This window comes from Salmonella sp. 32070601201500089SM (assembly GCF_017573605.1).
In the GTDB taxonomy this organism is placed as follows: domain Bacteria; phylum Pseudomonadota; class Gammaproteobacteria; order Enterobacterales; family Enterobacteriaceae; genus Salmonella; species Salmonella enterica.
This window is the reverse complement of record NZ_JAGETK010000005.1, coordinates 101,064-120,402: the sequence shown is the minus strand read 5'-3', so window position 1 is coordinate 120,402 and position 19,339 is coordinate 101,064. Positions and strand designations below refer to the sequence as shown.

24 protein-coding genes are annotated in these 19,339 nt (G+C 52.5%); 17 read left to right on the top strand and 7 right to left on the bottom strand.

The window, feature by feature from the left end; genetic code table 11:
• Nucleotides 1-10: 10 nt before the first annotated feature.
• From ulaB to J4728_RS10340, 5 genes are read left to right on the top strand one after another with little or no spacing between them, the layout of a single operon-like run.
• Entirely contained in the window at nt 11-316 is a 306-nt protein-coding gene (ulaB, locus tag J4728_RS10360) for a PTS ascorbate transporter subunit IIB (RefSeq protein ID WP_000218358.1), read from the top strand.
• Nucleotides 317-325: 9 nt separating this feature from the next.
• Nucleotides 326-790 carry a PTS ascorbate transporter subunit IIA gene (ulaC, locus tag J4728_RS10355; protein ID WP_000776531.1) on the top strand — a complete coding sequence of 155 codons (465 nt, stop codon included), beginning with the start codon at nt 326-328 and terminating at the stop codon, nt 788-790.
• A 13-nt stretch (nt 791-803) separates the two neighbouring features.
• Nucleotides 804-1,454, top strand: coding sequence for a 3-keto-L-gulonate-6-phosphate decarboxylase UlaD (gene ulaD, locus J4728_RS10350; protein ID WP_000056761.1), 651 nt, complete (start codon nt 804-806; stop codon nt 1,452-1,454).
• A gap of 9 nt (nt 1,455-1,463) precedes the next feature.
• Nucleotides 1,464-2,318 (top strand): L-ribulose-5-phosphate 3-epimerase UlaE, encoded by an 855-nt coding sequence (gene ulaE, locus J4728_RS10345; protein ID WP_000949530.1) that lies wholly within the window; start codon nt 1,464-1,466, stop codon nt 2,316-2,318.
• The gene (locus tag J4728_RS10340; RefSeq protein WP_001170767.1) at nt 2,318-3,004 is read left to right on the top strand and encodes an L-ribulose-5-phosphate 4-epimerase; all 687 of its coding nucleotides are present in this window, start codon (nt 2,318-2,320) and stop codon (nt 3,002-3,004) included. The genes ulaE and J4728_RS10340 overlap by 1 nt, the downstream gene beginning before the upstream one ends.
• A 128-nt stretch (nt 3,005-3,132) precedes the next feature.
• Here the strand turns inward: J4728_RS10340 and yjfY are convergent, their stop codons facing one another.
• Complete coding sequence (yjfY, locus tag J4728_RS10335; protein ID WP_001529484.1) at nt 3,133-3,408, bottom strand: DUF1471 family protein YjfY; 276 nt, start codon at nt 3,406-3,408, stop codon at nt 3,133-3,135.
• Nucleotides 3,409-3,601: 193 nt separating this feature from the next.
• On the opposite strand from yjfY, the gene J4728_RS10330 reads away from it, so the two are divergent.
• The 6 genes from J4728_RS10330 to J4728_RS10305 all read left to right on the top strand — a co-directional run bounded on the left by J4728_RS10330 (nt 3,602) and on the right by J4728_RS10305 (nt 6,392).
• A complete protein-coding gene (locus J4728_RS10330) occupies nt 3,602-3,808 on the top strand; it encodes a hypothetical protein (protein WP_001541376.1) in 207 nt (68 codons plus the stop codon).
• Nucleotides 3,809-3,878: 70 nt separating this feature from the next.
• Nucleotides 3,879-4,274, top strand: coding sequence for a 30S ribosomal protein S6 (gene rpsF, locus J4728_RS10325; RefSeq protein WP_001216673.1), 396 nt, complete (start codon nt 3,879-3,881; stop codon nt 4,272-4,274).
• Nucleotides 4,275-4,280: 6 nt separating this feature from the next.
• Nucleotides 4,281-4,595 (top strand): primosomal replication protein N, encoded by a 315-nt coding sequence (priB, locus tag J4728_RS10320; RefSeq protein WP_023138842.1) that lies wholly within the window; start codon nt 4,281-4,283, stop codon nt 4,593-4,595.
• 4 nt (nt 4,596-4,599) lie between these two features.
• Nucleotides 4,600-4,827 (top strand): 30S ribosomal protein S18, encoded by a 228-nt coding sequence (rpsR, locus tag J4728_RS10315; protein WP_000135199.1) that lies wholly within the window; start codon nt 4,600-4,602, stop codon nt 4,825-4,827.
• Between the two features lie 41 nt (nt 4,828-4,868).
• On the top strand, nt 4,869-5,318 hold the full coding sequence (rplI, locus tag J4728_RS10310; RefSeq protein WP_001196065.1) for a 50S ribosomal protein L9: 450 nt from the start codon (nt 4,869-4,871) through the stop codon (nt 5,316-5,318).
• A 147-nt stretch (nt 5,319-5,465) separates the two neighbouring features.
• Complete coding sequence (locus J4728_RS10305; protein WP_000381070.1) at nt 5,466-6,392, top strand: DMT family transporter; 927 nt, start codon at nt 5,466-5,468, stop codon at nt 6,390-6,392.
• Nucleotides 6,393-6,441: 49 nt separating this feature from the next.
• On the opposite strand, the gene J4728_RS10300 is transcribed toward J4728_RS10305, so the two are convergent.
• Nucleotides 6,442-7,077, bottom strand: a complete 636-nt coding sequence (locus J4728_RS10300) for an OapA family protein (RefSeq protein ID WP_001119448.1) — start codon at nt 7,075-7,077, stop codon at nt 6,442-6,444.
• A 219-nt stretch (nt 7,078-7,296) separates the two neighbouring features.
• Here J4728_RS10300 and fklB point away from each other — a divergent pair, with 219 nt between their 5' ends.
• The 4 genes from fklB to J4728_RS10280 all read left to right on the top strand — a co-directional run bounded on the left by fklB (nt 7,297) and on the right by J4728_RS10280 (nt 12,496).
• Nucleotides 7,297-7,917 (top strand): FKBP-type peptidyl-prolyl cis-trans isomerase, encoded by a 621-nt coding sequence (gene fklB, locus J4728_RS10295; RefSeq protein ID WP_000235161.1) that lies wholly within the window; start codon nt 7,297-7,299, stop codon nt 7,915-7,917.
• 295 nt (nt 7,918-8,212) lie between these two features.
• Entirely contained in the window at nt 8,213-9,616 is a 1,404-nt protein-coding gene (gene cycA, locus J4728_RS10290; protein WP_000228321.1) for a D-serine/D-alanine/glycine transporter, read from the top strand.
• Between the two features lie 337 nt (nt 9,617-9,953).
• Nucleotides 9,954-11,093 (top strand): DKNYY domain-containing protein, encoded by a 1,140-nt coding sequence (locus tag J4728_RS10285; protein WP_000155543.1) that lies wholly within the window; start codon nt 9,954-9,956, stop codon nt 11,091-11,093.
• 14 nt (nt 11,094-11,107) lie between these two features.
• Nucleotides 11,108-12,496, top strand: a complete 1,389-nt coding sequence (locus J4728_RS10280) for a hypothetical protein (RefSeq protein ID WP_208211714.1) — start codon at nt 11,108-11,110, stop codon at nt 12,494-12,496.
• Nucleotides 12,497-12,562: 66 nt separating this feature from the next.
• Here the strand turns inward: J4728_RS10280 and ytfE are convergent, their stop codons facing one another.
• The 3 genes from ytfE to J4728_RS10265 form a co-directional block, all read right to left on the bottom strand.
• Nucleotides 12,563-13,225, bottom strand: a complete 663-nt coding sequence (gene ytfE, locus J4728_RS10275) for an iron-sulfur cluster repair protein YtfE (protein WP_000331471.1) — start codon at nt 13,223-13,225, stop codon at nt 12,563-12,565.
• Between the two features lie 102 nt (nt 13,226-13,327).
• Nucleotides 13,328-14,293: a DMT family transporter gene (locus J4728_RS10270; protein WP_000623275.1), complete on the bottom strand. Its 966-nt coding sequence runs from the start codon at nt 14,291-14,293 to the stop codon at nt 13,328-13,330.
• A gap of 80 nt (nt 14,294-14,373) precedes the next feature.
• Nucleotides 14,374-15,222, bottom strand: coding sequence for an SDR family oxidoreductase (locus J4728_RS10265; protein WP_208211712.1), 849 nt, complete (start codon nt 15,220-15,222; stop codon nt 14,374-14,376).
• An 87-nt stretch (nt 15,223-15,309) separates the two neighbouring features.
• On the opposite strand from J4728_RS10265, the gene J4728_RS10260 reads away from it, so the two are divergent.
• Complete coding sequence (locus J4728_RS10260) at nt 15,310-15,696, top strand: winged helix-turn-helix transcriptional regulator (protein WP_001201297.1); 387 nt, start codon at nt 15,310-15,312, stop codon at nt 15,694-15,696.
• Between the two features lie 57 nt (nt 15,697-15,753).
• Here J4728_RS10260 and J4728_RS10255 read toward each other — a convergent pair whose 3' ends face one another.
• Nucleotides 15,754-17,697: a bifunctional 2',3'-cyclic-nucleotide 2'-phosphodiesterase/3'-nucleotidase gene (locus J4728_RS10255; protein WP_208211710.1), complete on the bottom strand. Its 1,944-nt coding sequence runs from the start codon at nt 17,695-17,697 to the stop codon at nt 15,754-15,756.
• 267 nt (nt 17,698-17,964) lie between these two features.
• On the opposite strand from J4728_RS10255, the gene cysQ reads away from it, so the two are divergent.
• Nucleotides 17,965-18,705, top strand: coding sequence for a 3'(2'),5'-bisphosphate nucleotidase CysQ (cysQ, locus tag J4728_RS10250; RefSeq protein ID WP_000893398.1), 741 nt, complete (start codon nt 17,965-17,967; stop codon nt 18,703-18,705).
• Here cysQ and J4728_RS10245 read toward each other — a convergent pair.
• The gene (locus J4728_RS10245) at nt 18,695-19,252 is read right to left on the bottom strand and encodes a YtfJ family protein (protein ID WP_000175302.1); all 558 of its coding nucleotides are present in this window, start codon (nt 19,250-19,252) and stop codon (nt 18,695-18,697) included. The two genes, cysQ and J4728_RS10245, sit on opposite strands and share 11 nt — an antisense overlap.
• Between the last annotated feature and the right edge of the window lie 87 nt (nt 19,253-19,339).

Below are 19,339 nucleotides of genomic sequence, written 5' to 3'. Positions count from 1 at the left end.
AGTTTTGATTATGACCGTACGTATTCTGGCTGTGTGTGGCAACGGACAGGGCAGTTCCATGATCATGAAAATGAAAGTGGACCAGTTTTTAACCCAATCAAACATTGACCACACGGTAAACAGCTGCGCGGTTGGCGAGTACAAAAGCGAGTTGAGCGGCGCGGATATCATCATCGCTTCTACCCATATTGCGGGCGAAATCAGCGTGACCGGCAACAAATATGTGGTTGGCGTGCGTAACATGCTCTCTCCTGCTGACTTCGGCCCGAAACTGCTGGAAGTGATCAAAGAACATTTCCCGCAAGACGTGAAGTAAGGATGCAACATGAAATTACGTGATTCACTGGCGGAGAATAATTCTATCCGCCTGCAGGCTGAAGCGAATACCTGGCAGGAAGCCGTCAAGATCGGCGTCGATTTACTGGTGGCTGCCGACGTGGTGGAGCCGCGCTATTACCAGGCCATTCTCGATGGCGTTGAGCAGTTTGGCCCCTATTTTGTGATTGCCCCCGGCCTGGCGATGCCGCATGGCCGCCCGGAAGAAGGGGTGAAGAAAACCGGTTTTTCGCTGGTGACCCTGAAAAAGCCGCTGGAGTTTAACCACGAAGATAACGACCCGGTCGATATTCTGATCACCATGGCGGCGGTTGATGCCAACACTCACCAGGAAGTGGGCATCATGCAGATCGTCAACCTGTTTGAAGACGAAGCTAATTTTGACCGTTTACGCGCCTGCCGCACCGCGCAGGAAGTCCTGGATCTCATTGACCGCACCAACGCGGCAGCTTAAGAAGGAATTGAAAATGTCATTACCAATGTTGCAGGTCGCGCTGGACAACCAGACTATGGATAGCGCCTATGAAACCACTCGCCTGATTGCCGAAGAAGTCGACATTATCGAAGTGGGCACCATTCTGTGCGTGGGCGAAGGCGTGCGTGCCGTTCGCGACCTGAAAGCACTCTATCCGCACAAAATCGTGCTGGCGGACGCCAAAATTGCCGATGCCGGTAAAATCCTCTCCCGTATGTGTTTCGAAGCCAACGCGGACTGGGTGACGGTGATTTGCTGCGCCGACATCAACACCGCGAAAGGCGCGCTGGATGTGGCGAAAGAGTTCAACGGCGACGTGCAGATCGAACTGACCGGTTACTGGACCTGGGAACAGGCGCAGCAGTGGCGCGATGCGGGCATTCAGCAAGTGGTTTATCACCGCAGCCGTGACGCGCAGGCGGCAGGCGTGGCGTGGGGCGAGGCGGATATTACCGCGATTAAGCGGCTGTCCGATATGGGCTTTAAAGTGACCGTGACCGGCGGACTAGCGCTGGAAGACCTGCCGCTGTTCAAAGGCATTCCGATCCATGTCTTTATTGCTGGCCGCAGCATTCGCGATGCTGAATCGCCGGTAGAAGCCGCACGGCAGTTCAAACGCTCCATTGCCCAACTGTGGGGCTAAGGAGCGGCTATGCTGTCGAAACAAATTCCGCTCGGCATCTATGAAAAAGCGCTCCCTGCCGGGGAGTGCTGGCTGGAGCGCCTGCGGCTGGCGAAAACGCTGGGTTTTGACTTCGTTGAAATGTCGGTGGACGAGACCGACGCCCGACTGGCGCGGCTCGACTGGAGTCGCGAGCAGCGCCTGGCGCTGGTGAGCGCGGTTGCTGAAACCGGCGTGCGCGTGCCGTCCATGTGTCTGAGCGCGCATCGTCGTTTTCCGCTCGGTAGCGAAGATGACGCGGTACGGGCGCAGGGGCTGGAGATTATGCGTAAAGCGATTCAGTTTGCGCAGGACGTCGGGATTCGCGTCATTCAACTGGCGGGGTACGACGTTTACTATCAGCAGGCCAACGACGAAACGCGTTGCCGCTTCCGCGATGGGTTAAAAGAGAGCGTTGATATGGCCAGCCGCGCCCAGGTGACGCTGGCGATGGAGATCATGGACTACCCGCTGATGAATTCCATCAGTAAAGCGCTGGGCTATGCTCACTACCTCAATAACCCGTGGTTCCAGCTCTATCCGGATATCGGCAATCTGTCTGCCTGGGATAACGACGTACAGATGGAGCTACAGGCGGGAATCGGGCATATCGTCGCGGTACACGTCAAAGATACTAAACCCGGCGTGTTCAAAAATGTGCCGTTTGGCGAAGGCGTTGTCGATTTCGAACGCTGCTTCGAAACGCTCAAACAGAGTGGCTATTGCGGGCCCTATCTGATTGAGATGTGGAGCGAAACAGCAGAGAACCCGGCGGCAGAGGTAGCGAAAGCGCGTGACTGGGTGAAAGCGCGCATGGCCAGCGCCGGTCTGGTGGAGGCAGCCTAATGCAAAAGCTCAAGCAGCAGGTATTTGACGCTAACATGGATTTGCCCCGTTATGGACTGGTGACGTTTACCTGGGGCAACGTCAGCGCTATCGATCGCGAACGCGGGCTGGTGGTGATTAAGCCAAGCGGTGTCGCCTATGAAACCATGAAGGTAGATGACATGGTGGTGGTGGATATGGATGGCAAAGTGGTGGAGGGAGGTTATCGTCCTTCTTCCGATACCGCTACCCATCTGGCGCTGTATCAACGCTATCCGTCGCTTGGCGGCGTCGTTCATACCCACTCCACCCACGCCACGGCATGGGCGCAGGCGGGGATGGCTATTCCGGCGCTCGGTACCACGCACGCGGACTATTTCTTTGGCGATATTCCTTGTACCAGGGCGTTAAGCGAAGAAGAAGTGCAGGGCGAGTACGAGCTGAACACCGGTAAGGTGATCATCGAAACGCTGGGCGAGGTGGAACCGCTGCATACGCCAGGCATTGTCGTGTATCAACACGGGCCATTCGCCTGGGGGAAAGATGCGCACGATGCGGTACATAACGCGGTGGTCATGGAGGAAGTGGCAAAAATGGCGTGGATTGCGCGCGGCATTAACCCGGCGCTGAATCCCATCGACGATTATCTGATGAATAAACACTTCATGCGTAAGCATGGCCCGAATGCGTATTACGGGCAGAAGTGAAGTATGAGCTCCGGAATGTGAATATTATCGGGATGTCACAGGTCTAATTCCGGAGCCATCTTTCCGCGAAAAAAGCCCCCTGCTCAGGGGGCAAATCAACTATGGCTTTTTCGTTGGTTTTCCTGATGCTAGCGATAAATATTCGCGCTGGCGTGTATATTGCCGTTGCTACCCGGTTCCCGGATAAGTATGACGTGATAATACATTGCGTTTCGCACGTCGGCCTCTTCATTCAGCGCCAGATTGGCTTCACTTTCCGTGGCGAAGTTGTGGTTGATGTAGATCACGCCTAAGCTGCGCACATCATCCATATTTCTGGCCTGATGATTATTTAACTCGATGGCTGCCGTTGCCGTTATGCCAGGCAAAAGCGCAGCCAGAAATAACATTATCCGGGCTCGCATAGAGTACCTCCTCAGCAGCGCGGTCTGGTTGGCGATATCCCCCTTTAGTGAATCGCTTCTGGTTTAATTTTAACCATAACCCGCCGCAGAGATGGCGACCTTTTATGATGCTGTTGTTCAAAAAATTATCGCATTGTCGCTTTTTACCTGATTAACAACCCATTGATGTATGCCGCCATGTTTAAGAAATCCTGTGTGGCAAAAAAGTGCGCTGACCACAGTGTCAATTTCTCTGCCGCAACAGGCCGTTTATAGTGGCATGCGATATGAAGTTAATATCTCAGCAGCAAAATGTGACGGGACAGGCGTTACGTTCGGCACGATAAATAATTGTACAATCACCTTGAGTTTGCCCGCAGGCGCCAGTATTATAACGCGTCATTTTTCAGCCGACCTTTAACACGTTCCTTGCCTCCATGGGCCGCGGCTGACCCAGACAGGAGGCTGAATAATCCGTAAGGAGCAATTCGATGCGTCATTACGAAATCGTTTTTATGGTCCATCCTGACCAGAGCGAACAGGTTCCGGGTATGATCGAGCGTTACTCTGCTGCCATCACTGGCGCAGAAGGCAAGATCCACCGTCTGGAAGACTGGGGCCGCCGTCAGCTGGCTTACCCGATCAACAAACTGCACAAAGCGCACTACGTTCTGATGAACGTTGAAGCGCCGCAGGAAGTGATCGATGAGCTGGAAACTACCTTCCGCTTCAACGATGCCGTTATCCGCAGCATGGTTATGCGTACTAAGCACGCTGTTACCGAAGCTTCTCCGATGGTTAAAGCGAAAGACGAGCGCCGTGAGCGTCGCGATGATTTCGCTAACGAAACCGCAGATGATGCTGAAGCTGGGGATTCTGAAGAGTAATTTCTGATGACCAACCGTCTGGCGTTGTCCGGCACCGTGTGCAGGGCCCCCCTTCGAAAGGTCAGTCCATCAGGAATTCCGCATTGCCAGTTCGTGCTTGAGCATCGTTCTGTGCAAGAGGAAGCCGGCTTTCACCGGCAGGCGTGGTGCCAAATGCCCGTTATTGTTAGCGGACACAAAAACCAGGCCATTACTCACAGTATAACGGTCGGCAGCCGCATAACCGTTCAGGGGTTTATTTCTTGCCACAAGGCAAAGAACGGTCTGAGCAAAATGGTTCTGCATGCCGAGCAGATTGAATTGATAGATTCTGGAGACTAGCCATATGGCACGTTATTTCCGTCGTCGCAAGTTCTGCCGTTTCACCGCGGAAGGCGTTCAAGAGATCGACTATAAAGATATCGCTACGCTGAAAAACTACATCACCGAAAGCGGTAAGATTGTCCCAAGCCGTATCACCGGTACCCGTGCAAAATACCAGCGTCAGCTGGCTCGCGCTATCAAACGCGCTCGCTACCTGTCTCTGCTGCCGTACACTGATCGCCATCAGTAATCGGTCACGGTCCATTAATACGACTTTGAGAGGATAAGGTAATGCAAGTTATTCTGCTTGATAAAGTAGCAAACCTGGGTAGCCTGGGTGATCAGGTTAACGTTAAAGCGGGCTATGCTCGTAACTTCCTGGTACCACAGGGTAAAGCTGTTCCGGCTACCAAGAAAAACGTTGAATACTTCGAAGCACGTCGCGCTGAACTGGAAGCTAAACTGGCTGACGTTCTGGCTGCTGCAAATGCACGCGCAGAGAAAATCAACGCCCTGGAAACCGTTACTATCGCGTCTAAAGCAGGCGACGAAGGTAAACTGTTCGGTTCCATCGGTACTCGCGACATCGCTGACGCTGTGACTGCGGCTGGCGTTGACGTGGCTAAGAGCGAAGTTCGTCTGCCGAACGGCGTTCTGCGTACCACTGGCGAACACGAAGTGAACTTCCAGGTTCACAGCGAAGTATTCGCAAAAGTTATCATCAACGTGGTTGCTGAGTAATCAGGCATTCTCGTTTTTGCTAGCAACGAAACGTCGGCCCAGCGCCGACGTTTTGCTTTTTTAACCCCATCGCTTTTCGACTGGCTATCTCCCCCTCTTTTCGCGATAATCAAAAATAAAACATTATTTTAATTTCTTGGTGAAAGAATGGATACCCAACGCCAGGCCTCCCCGTTTGCCCGCAAAAACGTCGTTTATGTGTGTGCCGCATTTTGTTGCCTGCTATGGGGCAGCGCTTATCCAGCCATCAAAAGCGGTTATGACCTCTTTCAGATAGCCACCGACGATATCCCTTCTAAAATTGTTTTTGCTGGTTATCGTTTTTTGTTTGCGGGTGGGTTGCTGCTACTGTTCGCGCTGCTTCAGCGTAAACCGATTGGTCGGTTTCGTCCGCGCCAGTTTGCTCAGTTGACGTTACTGGGGCTGACCCAGACGTCGCTGCAATATCTCTTTTTCTATATCGGCCTTGCGTTCACCTCCGGCGTGAAAGGCTCAATCATGAACGCGACAGGCACATTCTTCAGCGTATTGCTGGCGCACTTTATTTATCAGAACGACCGATTGAGCTACAACAAAACGCTCGGCTGTATTCTGGGCTTTGCGGGCGTCATGGTGGTGAACGTCAGCAACGGCCTGGATTTCAGCTTTAATCTGCCGGGAGAAGGCTCCGTGGTGCTGGCGGCGTTTATTCTTTCTGCGGCCACGTTGTATGGCAAACGTCTCTCGCAGACGGTCGATCCGATGGTCATGACTGGCTATCAATTGGGGATTGGCGGTCTGGTACTGGTCTTTGGCGGTTACGTTTTTGGCGGTACGCTGACGATACATGGCTTCTCGTCGGTGGCGATTTTAGTCTACCTGACGCTGCTCTCGTCGGTCGCTTTTGCGCTATGGAGCATTTTACTCAAATATAATCGCGTGGGGATGATTGCGCCGTTTAACTTTCTGATCCCGGTTTCCGGCGCGGCTCTTTCGGCTATTTTTCTCGGCGAGAATATATTGGAGTGGAAATACATGATTGCGCTGGTGCTGGTGTGTTCGGGGATTTGGTGGGTGAATAAGGTGAAGCGGTAATGCTTCACCTGAACGAATAGGGTATAGGCGGGGTAAGGCGTAGCCGGCGTTACTGTGCGCGAATAAAACTGCCGTCAGGCTGACGCGTAAACAGCACCTGTTGACCGTTATCGCCATCTATCGTTAAACCTGTCACCACCCCGCTGGCATTCTGGCGAATTTTAATCATTTGACCATTTTTGAGATTACTCAGCGGCTTGCCAGCGCCTTCTACCTGTGCCATTGCATAAACGTCTGTCGGGGGCAGTCCGTGGTCACGGAACAGTTGCGCCAGAGTTTTACCAGACTCTACCCGGTACGAGCGCCACTGTTGACCGATGCCGCTATCCTGCTGGAAAGGCTGCGTCTGCGGCTGGTTTTGTTCTTCCGGCTGGCCTTCCTGGATAGGTTCCGGCGCAACGGGCGCCACCTGATCCGGATCGTTTTGCGGCGCGACCAGCTGCGCCTGAAGCTGGGCCTCCGTCGGCGGCTGTGATTGCGATTGCAGATCCAATTGCGCTTCCCGCGTGACGACAGGTGAGTCGCTGGTCTCGCTGGCGGGCAGCAGGAAACCGATCACCAGCACGATAGCGGCAATGATAATGCCACGACGATGCATAGGCGGCAGCGGCTCCATGATGCGAAAATTATCCGGCGCGTGCCAGATTTTCGCCAGGGTTGGTTTTAATTCAAAGCGCCCGGGCATGGTTTACCTCCTGCTCCGCATCTCGTTCCTTAATCATAGAGTATAGATGGCTAACGCTATGATACTGGTAGTGCTATCCGCTTTCGTGACATCAATACGGATAATCTATTGTTTCTTTTTCCCTGCGATTTGTCATCCTCCCTGAGACAAAGTTTTACCAGAAGAAGCGTGGCTGTTATGCTGCCCGCTACTTTTTTGATATCCGATGAAGGAAAAATAATGGCCACCCCGACTTTTGACACTATTGAAGCGCAAGCGAGCTACGGCATTGGTTTGCAGGTAGGGCAGCAGCTCAGCGAATCCGGTCTTGAAGGGCTGTTGCCTGAAGCGCTGGTTGCAGGCATTGCTGATGCGCTGGAAGGTAAACACCCGGCGGTTCCTGTTGATGTGGTGCATCGTGCGCTGCGTGAAATTCATGAGCGTGCGGACGCGGTGCGTCGTGAGCGTTTCAAAGCGATGGCGGCCGAAGGCGTGAAATACCTGGAAGAAAACCGCGAAAAAGACGGTGTGAACAGTACTGAATCTGGTTTACAGTTCCGCGTTCTGACGCAGGGCGAAGGCGCGATTCCGGCGCGTACCGACCGCGTACGCGTGCATTACACCGGTAAGCTTATTGATGGCACCGTATTTGACAGCTCCGTCGCGCGCGGCGAACCGGCTGAATTCCCGGTAAATGGAGTGATCGCCGGCTGGATTGAAGCGCTGACTCTGATGCCGGTAGGTTCCAAATGGGAACTGACTATCCCACAGGAGCTGGCCTATGGCGAGCGTGGGGCCGGGGCATCTATTCCGCCATTCAGCACCCTGGTGTTTGAGGTGGAACTGCTGGAAATTCTGTAAGCGCCCCGGGTTTGCCGGATGACGGCGTAAACGCCTTATCCGGCAATCCTGACTTCAGCAGATGCCAATATTTTATTTTGCAAATGGCGTCGTTACGTGTATTTTTGTGAGCTAATTCGCATTATCAAAGTGATATAACACTCATTTTAAACATAAAATTAACATTGTATTTGAATCTGAGTATTCATCCCGCCGATTCTTACCTAATATCGATGAGTCCTGATAACAGGATCGTCGTATCATAGACCAAAGGCCGTAGAGCCCGCACAACACAGACAGGTACAGGAAGAAAAACATGGTAGATCAGGTAAAAGTCGCAGCCGACGAACAGGCTCCGGCTGAACAGTCGCTACGGCGCAATCTTACAAACCGTCATATACAGCTTATCGCTATTGGCGGCGCTATTGGTACCGGTCTGTTTATGGGATCGGGTAAAACGATCAGTCTCGCCGGACCGTCGATCATTTTTGTGTATATGATCATCGGTTTTATGCTTTTTTTCGTGATGCGCGCCATGGGGGAATTGCTGCTCTCGAATCTGGAATATAAATCGTTTAGCGATTTTGCTTCCGACCTGCTTGGCCCCTGGGCGGGATATTTCACCGGCTGGACGTACTGGTTTTGCTGGGTAGTGACCGGTATGGCTGACGTGGTGGCGATTACCGCCTACGCGCAGTTCTGGTTTCCCGGCCTTTCCGATTGGGTCGCCTCGCTGGCGGTAGTGATCCTGCTGCTAAGCCTCAACCTCGCCACCGTTAAAATGTTTGGTGAAATGGAATTTTGGTTTGCTATGGTCAAAATCGTCGCCATTGTGGCGTTGATTGTGGTCGGGTTGGTGATGATTGCGATGCACTTTAAATCGCCGACAGGCGTTGAAGCGTCTTTCGCGCATCTGTGGAATGACGGCGGCTGGTTCCCGAAAGGTATTAGCGGGTTCTTTGCCGGTTTCCAGATTGCGGTGTTCGCTTTCGTGGGCATTGAGCTGGTTGGTACTACCGCCGCAGAAACTAAAGATCCGGAAAAATCGCTGCCGCGCGCGATTAACTCAATACCGATCCGTATCATCATGTTCTACGTCTTTGCGCTGATTGTCATTATGTCGGTGACGCCGTGGAGTTCCGTGGTGCCGGATAAGAGCCCGTTTGTTGAGCTGTTTGTACTGGTGGGTCTGCCTGCCGCTGCGAGCGTGATCAACTTTGTTGTGCTGACCTCGGCGGCGTCTTCCGCCAACAGCGGCGTCTTCTCGACCAGCCGTATGCTGTTTGGCCTGGCGCAAGAAGGCGTGGCGCCAAAAGCGTTCGCTAAGCTATCGAAACGCGCGGTACCGGCGAAAGGCCTGACCTTCTCCTGTATCTGCCTGCTGGGCGGCGTGGTTATGCTGATGGTCAACCCGAGCGTGATTGGCGCATTCACCATGATCACTACGGTTTCGGCTATCCTGTTTATGTTTGTCTGGACCATCATTCTGTGTTCATACCTGGTGTACCGCAAAAAGCGTCCCCACCTGCATGAAAAATCCATCTATAAGATGCCGCTCGGTAAGCTGATGTGCTGGGTCTGCATGGCGTTCTTTGCGTTCGTGCTGGTATTACTGACGCTGGAAGACGATACGCGCCAGGCGCTGATCGTGACGCCGCTGTGGTTTATCGCGTTGGGTCTGGGCTGGCTGTTCCTGCGTAAGAACAAACTGGCTAAATGACGGATTTATCCCTCTCGCTTAGGCGAGGGGGTATGCGCATAACGTACCCGCCGGGGCGCTTTCTTCATTTTTACGCCCCATTTTGTCGCTTCCCGCTCCTTAACGAGCTATTTTTCTCGCCACATTTGATAGCGTATGGAGATGAAAAGCTCAGGAAATGAGTGTTTGTCCGCTGATGCAATGACGCGAAAAACGTTTCTTCAGGAAGGGCAGCTGTAAATTGCAGGCTGACGGTAAGTGCCGCCTTGATGAATTCCTATAATGGCGGCTCGCGCTGGATAATACGTTGAAAAAGTGGTTTAAGTAACAAATTAATCTCCTATTTCAAACTGTAATTATGACCATTCGACGCTGGATTTTAAGCGCTACGCTTTTGCTGCTGCCTGTTCCTGCGTTCGCAGATTTTCAGTATCAGCAGGATAAGGACGGCGTTTTTTATACCGCCGACGACGAACCGCAAATTCTCTCCCGACTGCCTGACGTTAGCTATTCGCATTTACGGCGTATTGCCGATTTATCTCACCCGCAAGACCCTCGCCCGTTAATAGAAATCAATCCCGACAGCCATAACTGCGACGACAATCATATTTGTCAGCACGCTTATCTCAGCGATGGGCGCTTTATCCTGTGGGCAGGCAAAATCGTCCAGAATACCGGGGATGAGCCTGCCGTTGATGTTGCCAGCTTTCAGTCTTTTGGCGCCTTTGCCGCCGATAAACACGGTCTCTATTTTGATGGTAAACGTCGTGATAGCAATGCGGGTGAAAAACGTGTGGATATGGCGACTCTGGCAGAGACGAAAATCTGGAATCTGCTGCGGGATAAAAATAATCTCTATTATGAAGGCCGCTGGCTGGGGCGGGCCGATGGGTTTCGCGTGTTGAGGCTGGATTCCACTTCGGCAAGGGAGTTTATTGTGACGACGGCGCAACGGGTGATTGTGAACGGCATACCCATTACCGCTGATGCTAATACGTTTCAAATCATTCGCTGGATGCCTGGCGAGGTACTAATTTATCGTGATAAAACCGGTAAGCATGACTATGAGATTGATAATTCCAGTCGGTACTGCGGCTATTTTAATATTGGCCTGCGTGAGGTGACATGGCTGAAACATGAGGCAACCAACGCCGGGAGCAGTTGTAAAGTGGAAACCCTGCCGGGTGTCGATCCGGAGTATTTTTTTCGTCTGAACGGGAACACCGGTTGGTATAAGGATCGTATTTATCAGGTGAGCACGAATGCGTTGGGCGAGGGGGTACTGCGCATTTTTACGTCGCAGGAAAAACTTCCGGCGCTGAAAATAGATAGAGTTACCTATAATTACTACCATCTGGCTTTGTCCGCGGATGGGCAATTATATCGCCAGATCTCACGTGATCAATGGCAGCGCTATAACCCGATATTAACAGAGTGGACGACGGTATCACCAGCGCCCACTGACGTTATCTCTTTGCTTCCCTCTGATTACCACTAGCGCAGGATGGCGCAATGTTGAGAATAAAACAGTTCTGTTTATCGATTTTATTAATGCTGGCACCAGTGTTAGCTCTGGCCTGTTCCGGCATTCCATATGCTTTGTTTCACTATCAGCCGTGGGGGCAGGGAACGAAATATGTAGTTGAAGAAGATTATGATTATGGTATTAATTTTAAAGATATTAAAATTCGAGAGGTAAAATTTAGTCAACTACGGCACGTTCCTGACCGCATTATTAATGAATATAATGACCGTGGAAAAATGAGTAATGATTTTGTTCATGTCGCCGCTTTTTCATCGCTAATAAAAAATGATTTCTGGCAGTTTTATTGGCTAACCGACGGCCAGCATATTTTATGGGCTGGGAAAATCGTACAAAATCCACCGGGTAAGCCGCCAGTGGATGCAGCGACTTTTCGGGCGTATGGACGCTTTGCCGCTGATAAAGATAGTCTTTACTTCGACGGCGAGCGCACAGATGATAATCATGGTGAAAAAAGGGTCGATATAGATTCGTTGCAGCAGGTCGGCGGCAACATCAAATTAAACGACTCCGGCGATGTGCTTAAAGACAGGCGCAACCTCTACTTTCAGGGACGCTGGCTGGCTAGTGCGCAGGGATATTCCATCCTGGGCGTTAAATCCTGGGAGCAGCGTAATATTCTGTTTTCGCCGACCAGCTGCGATACTACATCTAATCCTGGCCCGTGGGACACTATTCTACGTACCGCCACGCAGGTTTTTGTTAATGGTGTGGCAATTGATGCCGATCCGAACTCTTTTCATGTTGTGCGCTGGGTCGCTGGCGTGCAGTTACTCTATCGCGACAAAGCAGGCGTAAAACGCTATTACTTCGGCAAAGACTGTCTCAATACGTTTAATGTACAGCGGGATAAGGTGACATGGATGACGCGAGAGGCATCGCGCCGAGGCGATGACTGCCGAATAGCGACTATTCCCAATGTTGATCCAGAATATTTCCATCCCATTCATTACAATTGGACGGTAGCACAGTACAAAGATCTATTGTACCAGGTGAAGTATGTCTCTCCGGTCGACAGGGTATTAACCATCACCCGCTTGCCTGATCCGCAGGTACAGCTGAAAGCTGGCGCTAATTTGGTGGGTAAACAGATCTATTTTATCGGCGATGGGGGCGTGCAGATTATCGACCCTATTGGACCATTGGTGTGGTTTAAAAATCCCGATGGTTCATTTTCTGATGTTTTTGCTCATGACGATCGTTATCTCTATTTCTTCGGTGATACGCTGGTGGATAGCGGGCAACGGCGTAACGTAACGCGGACGCTGGATACTGCGCATATCGACAAGAGCGGTTATTATCTGGTCACTGAGGAGGGGAAATATGAGGTTATTAATAATGCATTCACCTCTCGCTAAAAAGCGTTAGTCGATTCAGAATAAACGATCCTGTCTATACGTTCAGGATCGTTTATTGGCGGTGGATTATTCCCCGGCCAGTGCGCGTGGGAACAGCACGTTATTCTCCAGGCTGATGTGCTCCATCAGATCATCAATCATCTCATTAATGCCGTTATACATCGCTTTCCAGGTGGTGCAGGCTTCTGGCGGCGGCGTTACATTTTGGGTGACGTGTTTGATGACGTCTACCAGCTCTCCCGCCTCGTCATGCTCGCTTTCCATTACGCTTATCGGGCCCGTTGCCTGGCGACCCATACCCTGTTTGATCATTGGGAACAGGATCTGTTCTTCTTTCATCATATGGCTGGAAAGCTCTTCATGCAGCGCGGTGAGATATTTTGTCAGGCCGCGTGGGACGTTTGGCTTATCCGCGTGAACGCGTTCCACTTTGGTTGCCTGCAGAATAAGCTCCGGCAGTTGTTCGCGATGTCGGTCATGATAGCGAACAACGATATGGTCAATAATGTCCGCCAGCGGAACGGCGCGCCAGTCTTTTTCGATGGGCTGTTCAGCCAATTGCGCCAGTTGCGCTTCAATGATGTCAATATCGACGTCGTGACGCGCGGCGGCGCGTGCCAGCGTCTGTTTTCCACCGCAGCAGTAATCCATATCGTACTGGCGAAACAGCGCCGATGCGCGGGGAATAGAGAGCGCCAGTTCGCCTAAAGGTTGATCGCGATAAGCCATAGCCGTTACCTCATTTGCAATAATATAAGTTGTATTATAAATGCATCTTTAAGGCGAGGCTATAACACTTTCGGGGTGCGTATAATTTAAGCGAGTATGAAATTAGCGTTCCGTGACCGGAACGACGGTCGCTTTTTCCGGTTTCGCTCTCACGGCAATGACCACGCCCGCCACCAGGAGCGCAATGCCGCTTAACGTCAGGAATGGCGGGATTTCCTGGCGCAGAATGAAGGTATAGAGCAGTCCCGCCAGCGTTTCAAAAACAATCAGCGGCCCTAAAATAACGGTTGGCAATTTTTGGCTGGCGATATTCCAGCACAGCGCGCCCACCCAGGAACACAGCACCGCGATGGCGATCATCAGACCGATAAACAGCGCGGGATGCGGGCCAAAGGGCAGGGTAAACAACGGTTTCTGGATACTCAGCCACAGACAGACCGCCGCATAGCCGATTAACGAGACCGGCAGCGTAACCAGCGCCTGCGCCGTTGCCCACATCATGGGATGTTTGTCGGGATTTTCCCGCAGCCAGCGGGCGTTGCGCAGCGCATACCATGCCCAGCACGCTACGGAAATCAGCGCCAGCACAATGCCTGAACCATAGCGCCAGCCGCTAACATCGGACAATCCCTGGCTAAGTTCAGCAATATTGACGCACAGCAGGCCAAAACCGATAAGCGCCAGCGCGGGCGCTAAACGCCGCCAGGATAATCTGCCGTCTCGTTGGCTATAGAGAACGTTAGCGAAAAGCGGAATGACGACCGGCAATGTCCCGATGATCATCGTCGAAACCGGCGCGCCGGTTCGCTGAATAGCGCTGGCGAGGCAGGCGTAATAGATTACATTGCCCATCAGAGTCAGCGACAGGGCGGTGAACCAGTCTTTGCGCGTCAACTGGCGTAACCGCGTGCGGCCTAACCAGGCAATCGGCAGGGCAATCAGCCCCAGCGCCAGATAGCGTCCCATTGACTGTAAGAGGGCCGGGTAATCCGGCACGATTAACGGGCCGACGAAAATCAATCCCCACATTAGCCCTGCCAGCAGGGCGTATAGCACGCCGCTAATCATCAGATTCTCCTCATAAACCGTTCCGTCATTATCAGAGAAGGTCTATGAGGATGCCACATAAATTAACTAAATTTTAACACTTACAGTACGGAGCGAAGGCTTTCTGTGAGCGTCGTCGTCGGGCGACCGATGAGTTTACGCAGCGTATGGCTGTCATCAAACAAGCCGCCTTTCGCCGCGCCAGCGTCAGAATTGGCCAACATATCCGCCAGTCCGTCAGGCAGGCCTGCGCCTTTTAGCGCGGCGGCAAAATCGACTTCGCTCAGGTTCTGGTAGACGATTTTTTTTCCGCTCTGATGAGTAAGTTCATCCGCCAACTGGCGTAATGTCCAGGCGTCATCACCCGCCAGCTCGTAGACATTCCCGGCGTGACCCTCTTCACGGATGACGCGCGCGGCGGCGGCGGCATAGTCAGCGCGCATTGCGGAGGCGATTTTCCCTTGTCCCGCTGCGCCAATAAAGACGCCATGCTTCAGCGCGGCAGGGACGCTCGCCAGGTAGTTTTCCGTATACCAGCCGTTACGTAATAGCGTGTGAGGAATACCTGACTCAGCCAGCATTTTTTCCGTTTCAATATGTTCATCGGCGAGCGCCAGCGGCGATTTATCCGCATGTAGCAGGCTGGTATAGGCGATGAATTTCACCTTTGCGGCAATGGTGGCCTGAATAACGTTGCGGTGCTGCGCGGTGCGTTGTCCCACTTCGCTGGATGAAATGAGCAGCAGTTTATCAACGCCCTGTAAGGCGGAGGTCAGCGCGGCTTCGTTAGCGTAATCCGCCTGGCGAACGGCAATCCCGCGCTGACTGAGCGGGGCGGCTTTTTTCGGGTTACGGACGATCGCGACGAGGTGACTGGCGGGCGTCGTTTTTAGCAGGTTTTCAATAACGTGTTGGCCCAGTTGGCCTGTTGCGCCAGTGATAGCAATCATGGTGAACTCCTCAGTGTTGGTCTTGTGTTTTATTACGCTACCACCTAAACTTACTTTTAGTAAGTACGTACAAAAAGGTAAGTATCAATGCGCGCTCATACTCTTTCCCGGCAGTTGCGTGAAGGTAATCTCTTTGCTGAACAGTGCCCGTCCCGTGAGGTGTTAAAACATGTCACCAGTCGCTGGGGCGTACTGATTCTGGTCGCGTTACGCGACGGTACACACCGTTTTAGCGACCTGCGCCGCAAGATGGGAGGCGTGAGTGAAAAGATGCTGGCGCAGTCGTTACAGGCGCTTGAACAGGACGGATTTCTCAACCGGGTGTCATATCCAGTTGTTCCGCCGCATGTGGAGTACAGCCTGACGCCGCTTGGCGAGCAGGTGAGTGATAAAGTCGCCGCGCTGGCGGACTGGATAGAACTGAATTTGCCGCAGGTATTGGCGCAGCGGGAGCGTTTATCAGATGGCGGCTAGCGCTTTATTCGGCCTGCCAGTCAGGCCGAATAAACGCAGCGCCATACGGGACACACGTTACTTGCTTAAATCCACCTGATAAATGGCAAAACCGATATCATTGACGGCAACCTTCTTCATCGGATACTGCCCTTTCGCTTTAATGAAGGCAGCGGCTTTATCGCCTGGCGATGTTTCAAAGCGGATATCCAGCGCCGTATCGCTGTGGATTGGCGCCAGACGCCAGTTATTATCCGCCGCCGGATGGATTTCGCCCGCGCGTTTTGATTCTGCGCCAATCCATGCCGCCAGCACGGCGCGATTTTCATCCGGAGACGCAAAGGCGATATGGCTGTCGCCCGTGCCGGCAAACTTGCCGCCGTAAGCGCGATAGTTATTCGTGGCGACCAGGAACGTAGCGTTCGGGTCGACAGGCTTACCGTTAAAGGTCAGGTTTTTAATACGTTCCGCCTGCGGATTCACCATCTGGCATTCGCCATCATAGCGGGCGGGCTGTGACACATCGATTTGATAATTCACGCCGTCAATGACATCGAAATTATAGGTGCGAAAGCCATCCCAATTGATCAACGATTGCGGTTTGTTGCTGTGAATATCAATTTGATTAAACTGTCCGGCAGAACATTCCAGCCACTCTTTTACCTCCTTGCCGCTGGCTTTCACCACCACCAGCGTATTCGGATAGAGATAAAGATCGGCGGCGTTACGGAAGGTCAACTGGCCTTTTTCCACTTCGACAAAGCTGGCAGGATCGTTCTTACGCCCGCCAACTTTAAACGGCGCGGCGGCGGACAGCACCGGCAGTTTCGCCAGATCCGGATCGCCCTGAATAAAGTGTTCCACATACGCTTTTTGCGCGTTATTCACCACCTGTACGGTAGGATCGTCCTGCACCAGAGCAAGATAACTGTACATGTTATCGGCGGACTTGCCGATGGGCTTGCTGACAAACTCGCGGGTGGCATCGTGATCGGCTTTCAGAATACCGACCAGCTTACTGTCTTCCGCCGCCAGCGACGTTTTAGCGGCGGCGTCGTAAATAGGCCGCGCTTCCGCTTTCGCCTGCGCAACCTGCCATTTACCGCTGTCGTTATTGAGCACCAGATCGACCACTCCCAGATGGTCGCCCCACATGCCAGGCATTACCGCAGGAATGCCGTTAAGCGTACCTTTGGCGATATCCGCGCCTTTGATGTCGGCAAAATCTTTACCGGGGAAGACGGCGTGGGCGTGGCCAAACATAATCGCGTCGACGCCGGGAACTTCGCTGAGGTAATAAACCGAGTTTTCCGCCATGCTGTGGTACGGATCGGCAGAAAGGCCTGAATGAGCAATGACTACCACGATATCAGCGCCTTTCTCGCGCATTTCTGGCACATATTTCCGGGCGGTTTCCGTAATGTCATTGACGGTAACTTTGCCGCTCAGGTTCGCTTTATCCCAAATCATGATTTGCGGCGGAACAAAGCCGATATAGCCGATTTTCAGAGTTTGCGGGTGGCCGTCTTTATCAATAACGCTCGTCTCTTTAATCAGATAAGGCGTAAAGAGCGGCTTTTGGGTTTTAACGTCGATAATATTGGCGTTAACATAAGGGAATTTCGCGCCGGCCAGCGCGTTATGCAGATAGTCCAGACCATAATTAAATTCATGGTTGCCAAGGTTTCCAACCGCGTAATCCAGAGTGTTGAGCGCTTTATAGACCGGGTGAACATCACCGTCTTTGAGCCCTTTTGCCGCCATATAATCGCCCAGAGGGCTCCCCTGAATCAGGTCGCCGTTATCCACCAGCACGCTGTTTTTGACTTCATTTCGGGCGGCATGAATCAAACTTGCGGTACGTACCAATCCGAATTTTTCGGTTGCGGTATCCTTGTAATAATCGAAATCCATCATGTTGCTATGTAAATCAGTAGTTTCCATGATACGGAGATCGACGGTGGCCGCATTCACGCTGGCGGCGATCAGCGTAGCCAGAAGCGTTGCACTAAACTTAATCATCAGAGGCACCTTTTAAGAACGCAATAGAAAAGCCGGATAGTGAAAAATAGCGATGATAAACAGTGAAACCCGATATCGTTCCAACCGTCGCCAGAAGAAGGCGAAACCGCCCCATCCGGCCGATTTTTTGCGAGTGTTCACAGAAAGGTGAATCATGCCATGAAAGCTATTATCAAAACCGCTGACGGTATCACAGTTGGCGGAACCCTTAACGATCGGGTATAAGTAAAACAACGAGTTAACGCCCCCGTCATAAAGAGGTGGAGAATGTTAGAACAAGTATGCCAGCTTGCACGGAACGCGGGCGATGCCATTATGCAGGTTTATGATGGAGCCAAACCGATGGAGTACGCCCGCAAGCAGGACGATTCTCCAGTCACTGCGGCGGATATCGCCGCACATACCGTGATTCTCGAAGGGTTACGCACGCTCACGCCGGATATTCCGGTGCTTTCAGAAGAAGATCCGCCCGCCTGGGAAGTGCGCCAGCACTGGCAGCGTTACTGGCTGGTCGATCCGCTCGACGGCACCAAAGAATTCATCAAGCGCAATGGCGAATTCACGGTCAATATTGCGCTGATTGAGCAGGGCAAGCCGGTGTTGGGCGTTGTCTATGCGCCGGTGCTGAAAGTGATGTACTACGCGGCGGAAGGTAAGGCCTGGAAAGAGGAGTGCGGGGTGCGTAAGCAGATTCAGGTGCGGGATGCCCGCCCGCCGCTGGTGGTGATTAGCCGTTCGCATACGGATGATGAACTCACCGAATATCTCCAACAGCTTGGCGAACATCAGACCACCTCTATTGGTTCCTCGCTGAAATTCTGCCTTGTGGCGGAAGGCCAGGCGCAGCTTTACCCCAGATTTGGGCCGACCAGCGTCTGGGACACTGCCGCAGGTCATGCCATTGCCGTTGCAGCCGGGGCGCACGTTCACGACTGGCAGGGAAAAACGCTGGACTATACCCCTCGTGAATCGTTCCTTAACCCCGGCTTCCGGGTGACTATTTACTGAGGAGCTTATGCAGCAGGTCGACCACCTGCTGTACCTCTTGCTGGGTTAACGCGCCATCTTTCACCCATTGAACCCGACCGTCTTTGTCAAGCACGATGACGGCGGACCCCTCTTCTTTTAATTGCCAGGCGTTACGCGCCACGCCATTGCTGTCGACAATAAATTGCGACCACGGGTAGAGCTTTTTATTACTTTCTATACTGCTACGCACGAACATACCGGAGCCTGGGATCGCATCATCGGTGTTCACAATTGTGGTCGTCTGGTATCTGTCATGCGGAAGCCCGGCGGATTTAATCGCTTCAATCAGCGTGGCGTTTTTTTCCTTCGCTGACGTTCGACCCGCAATGTGCAGCAGGACGCGCACTTTTCCCGCCAGCTGCGCGCTATTCCAGTTTTTATAACTAAACTCATCTTTATTCAACGTCAGTTCGCCACGGTCGGCAATGCCTACCGGCGGCACCCGTTGGTTAACTTCAAGGTTATGCGCACAAGCCATTATGGGGAGTAGCAGACACGACATCGCCAGAATTTTACGTAGGGTCATGGTCATTCCTTCTTTATTTTTTGCAGGTGATCCGACCACTTTGGGCCGATAGTTAATCATATGTGCGATTGATGCTTTTTCCCGCAA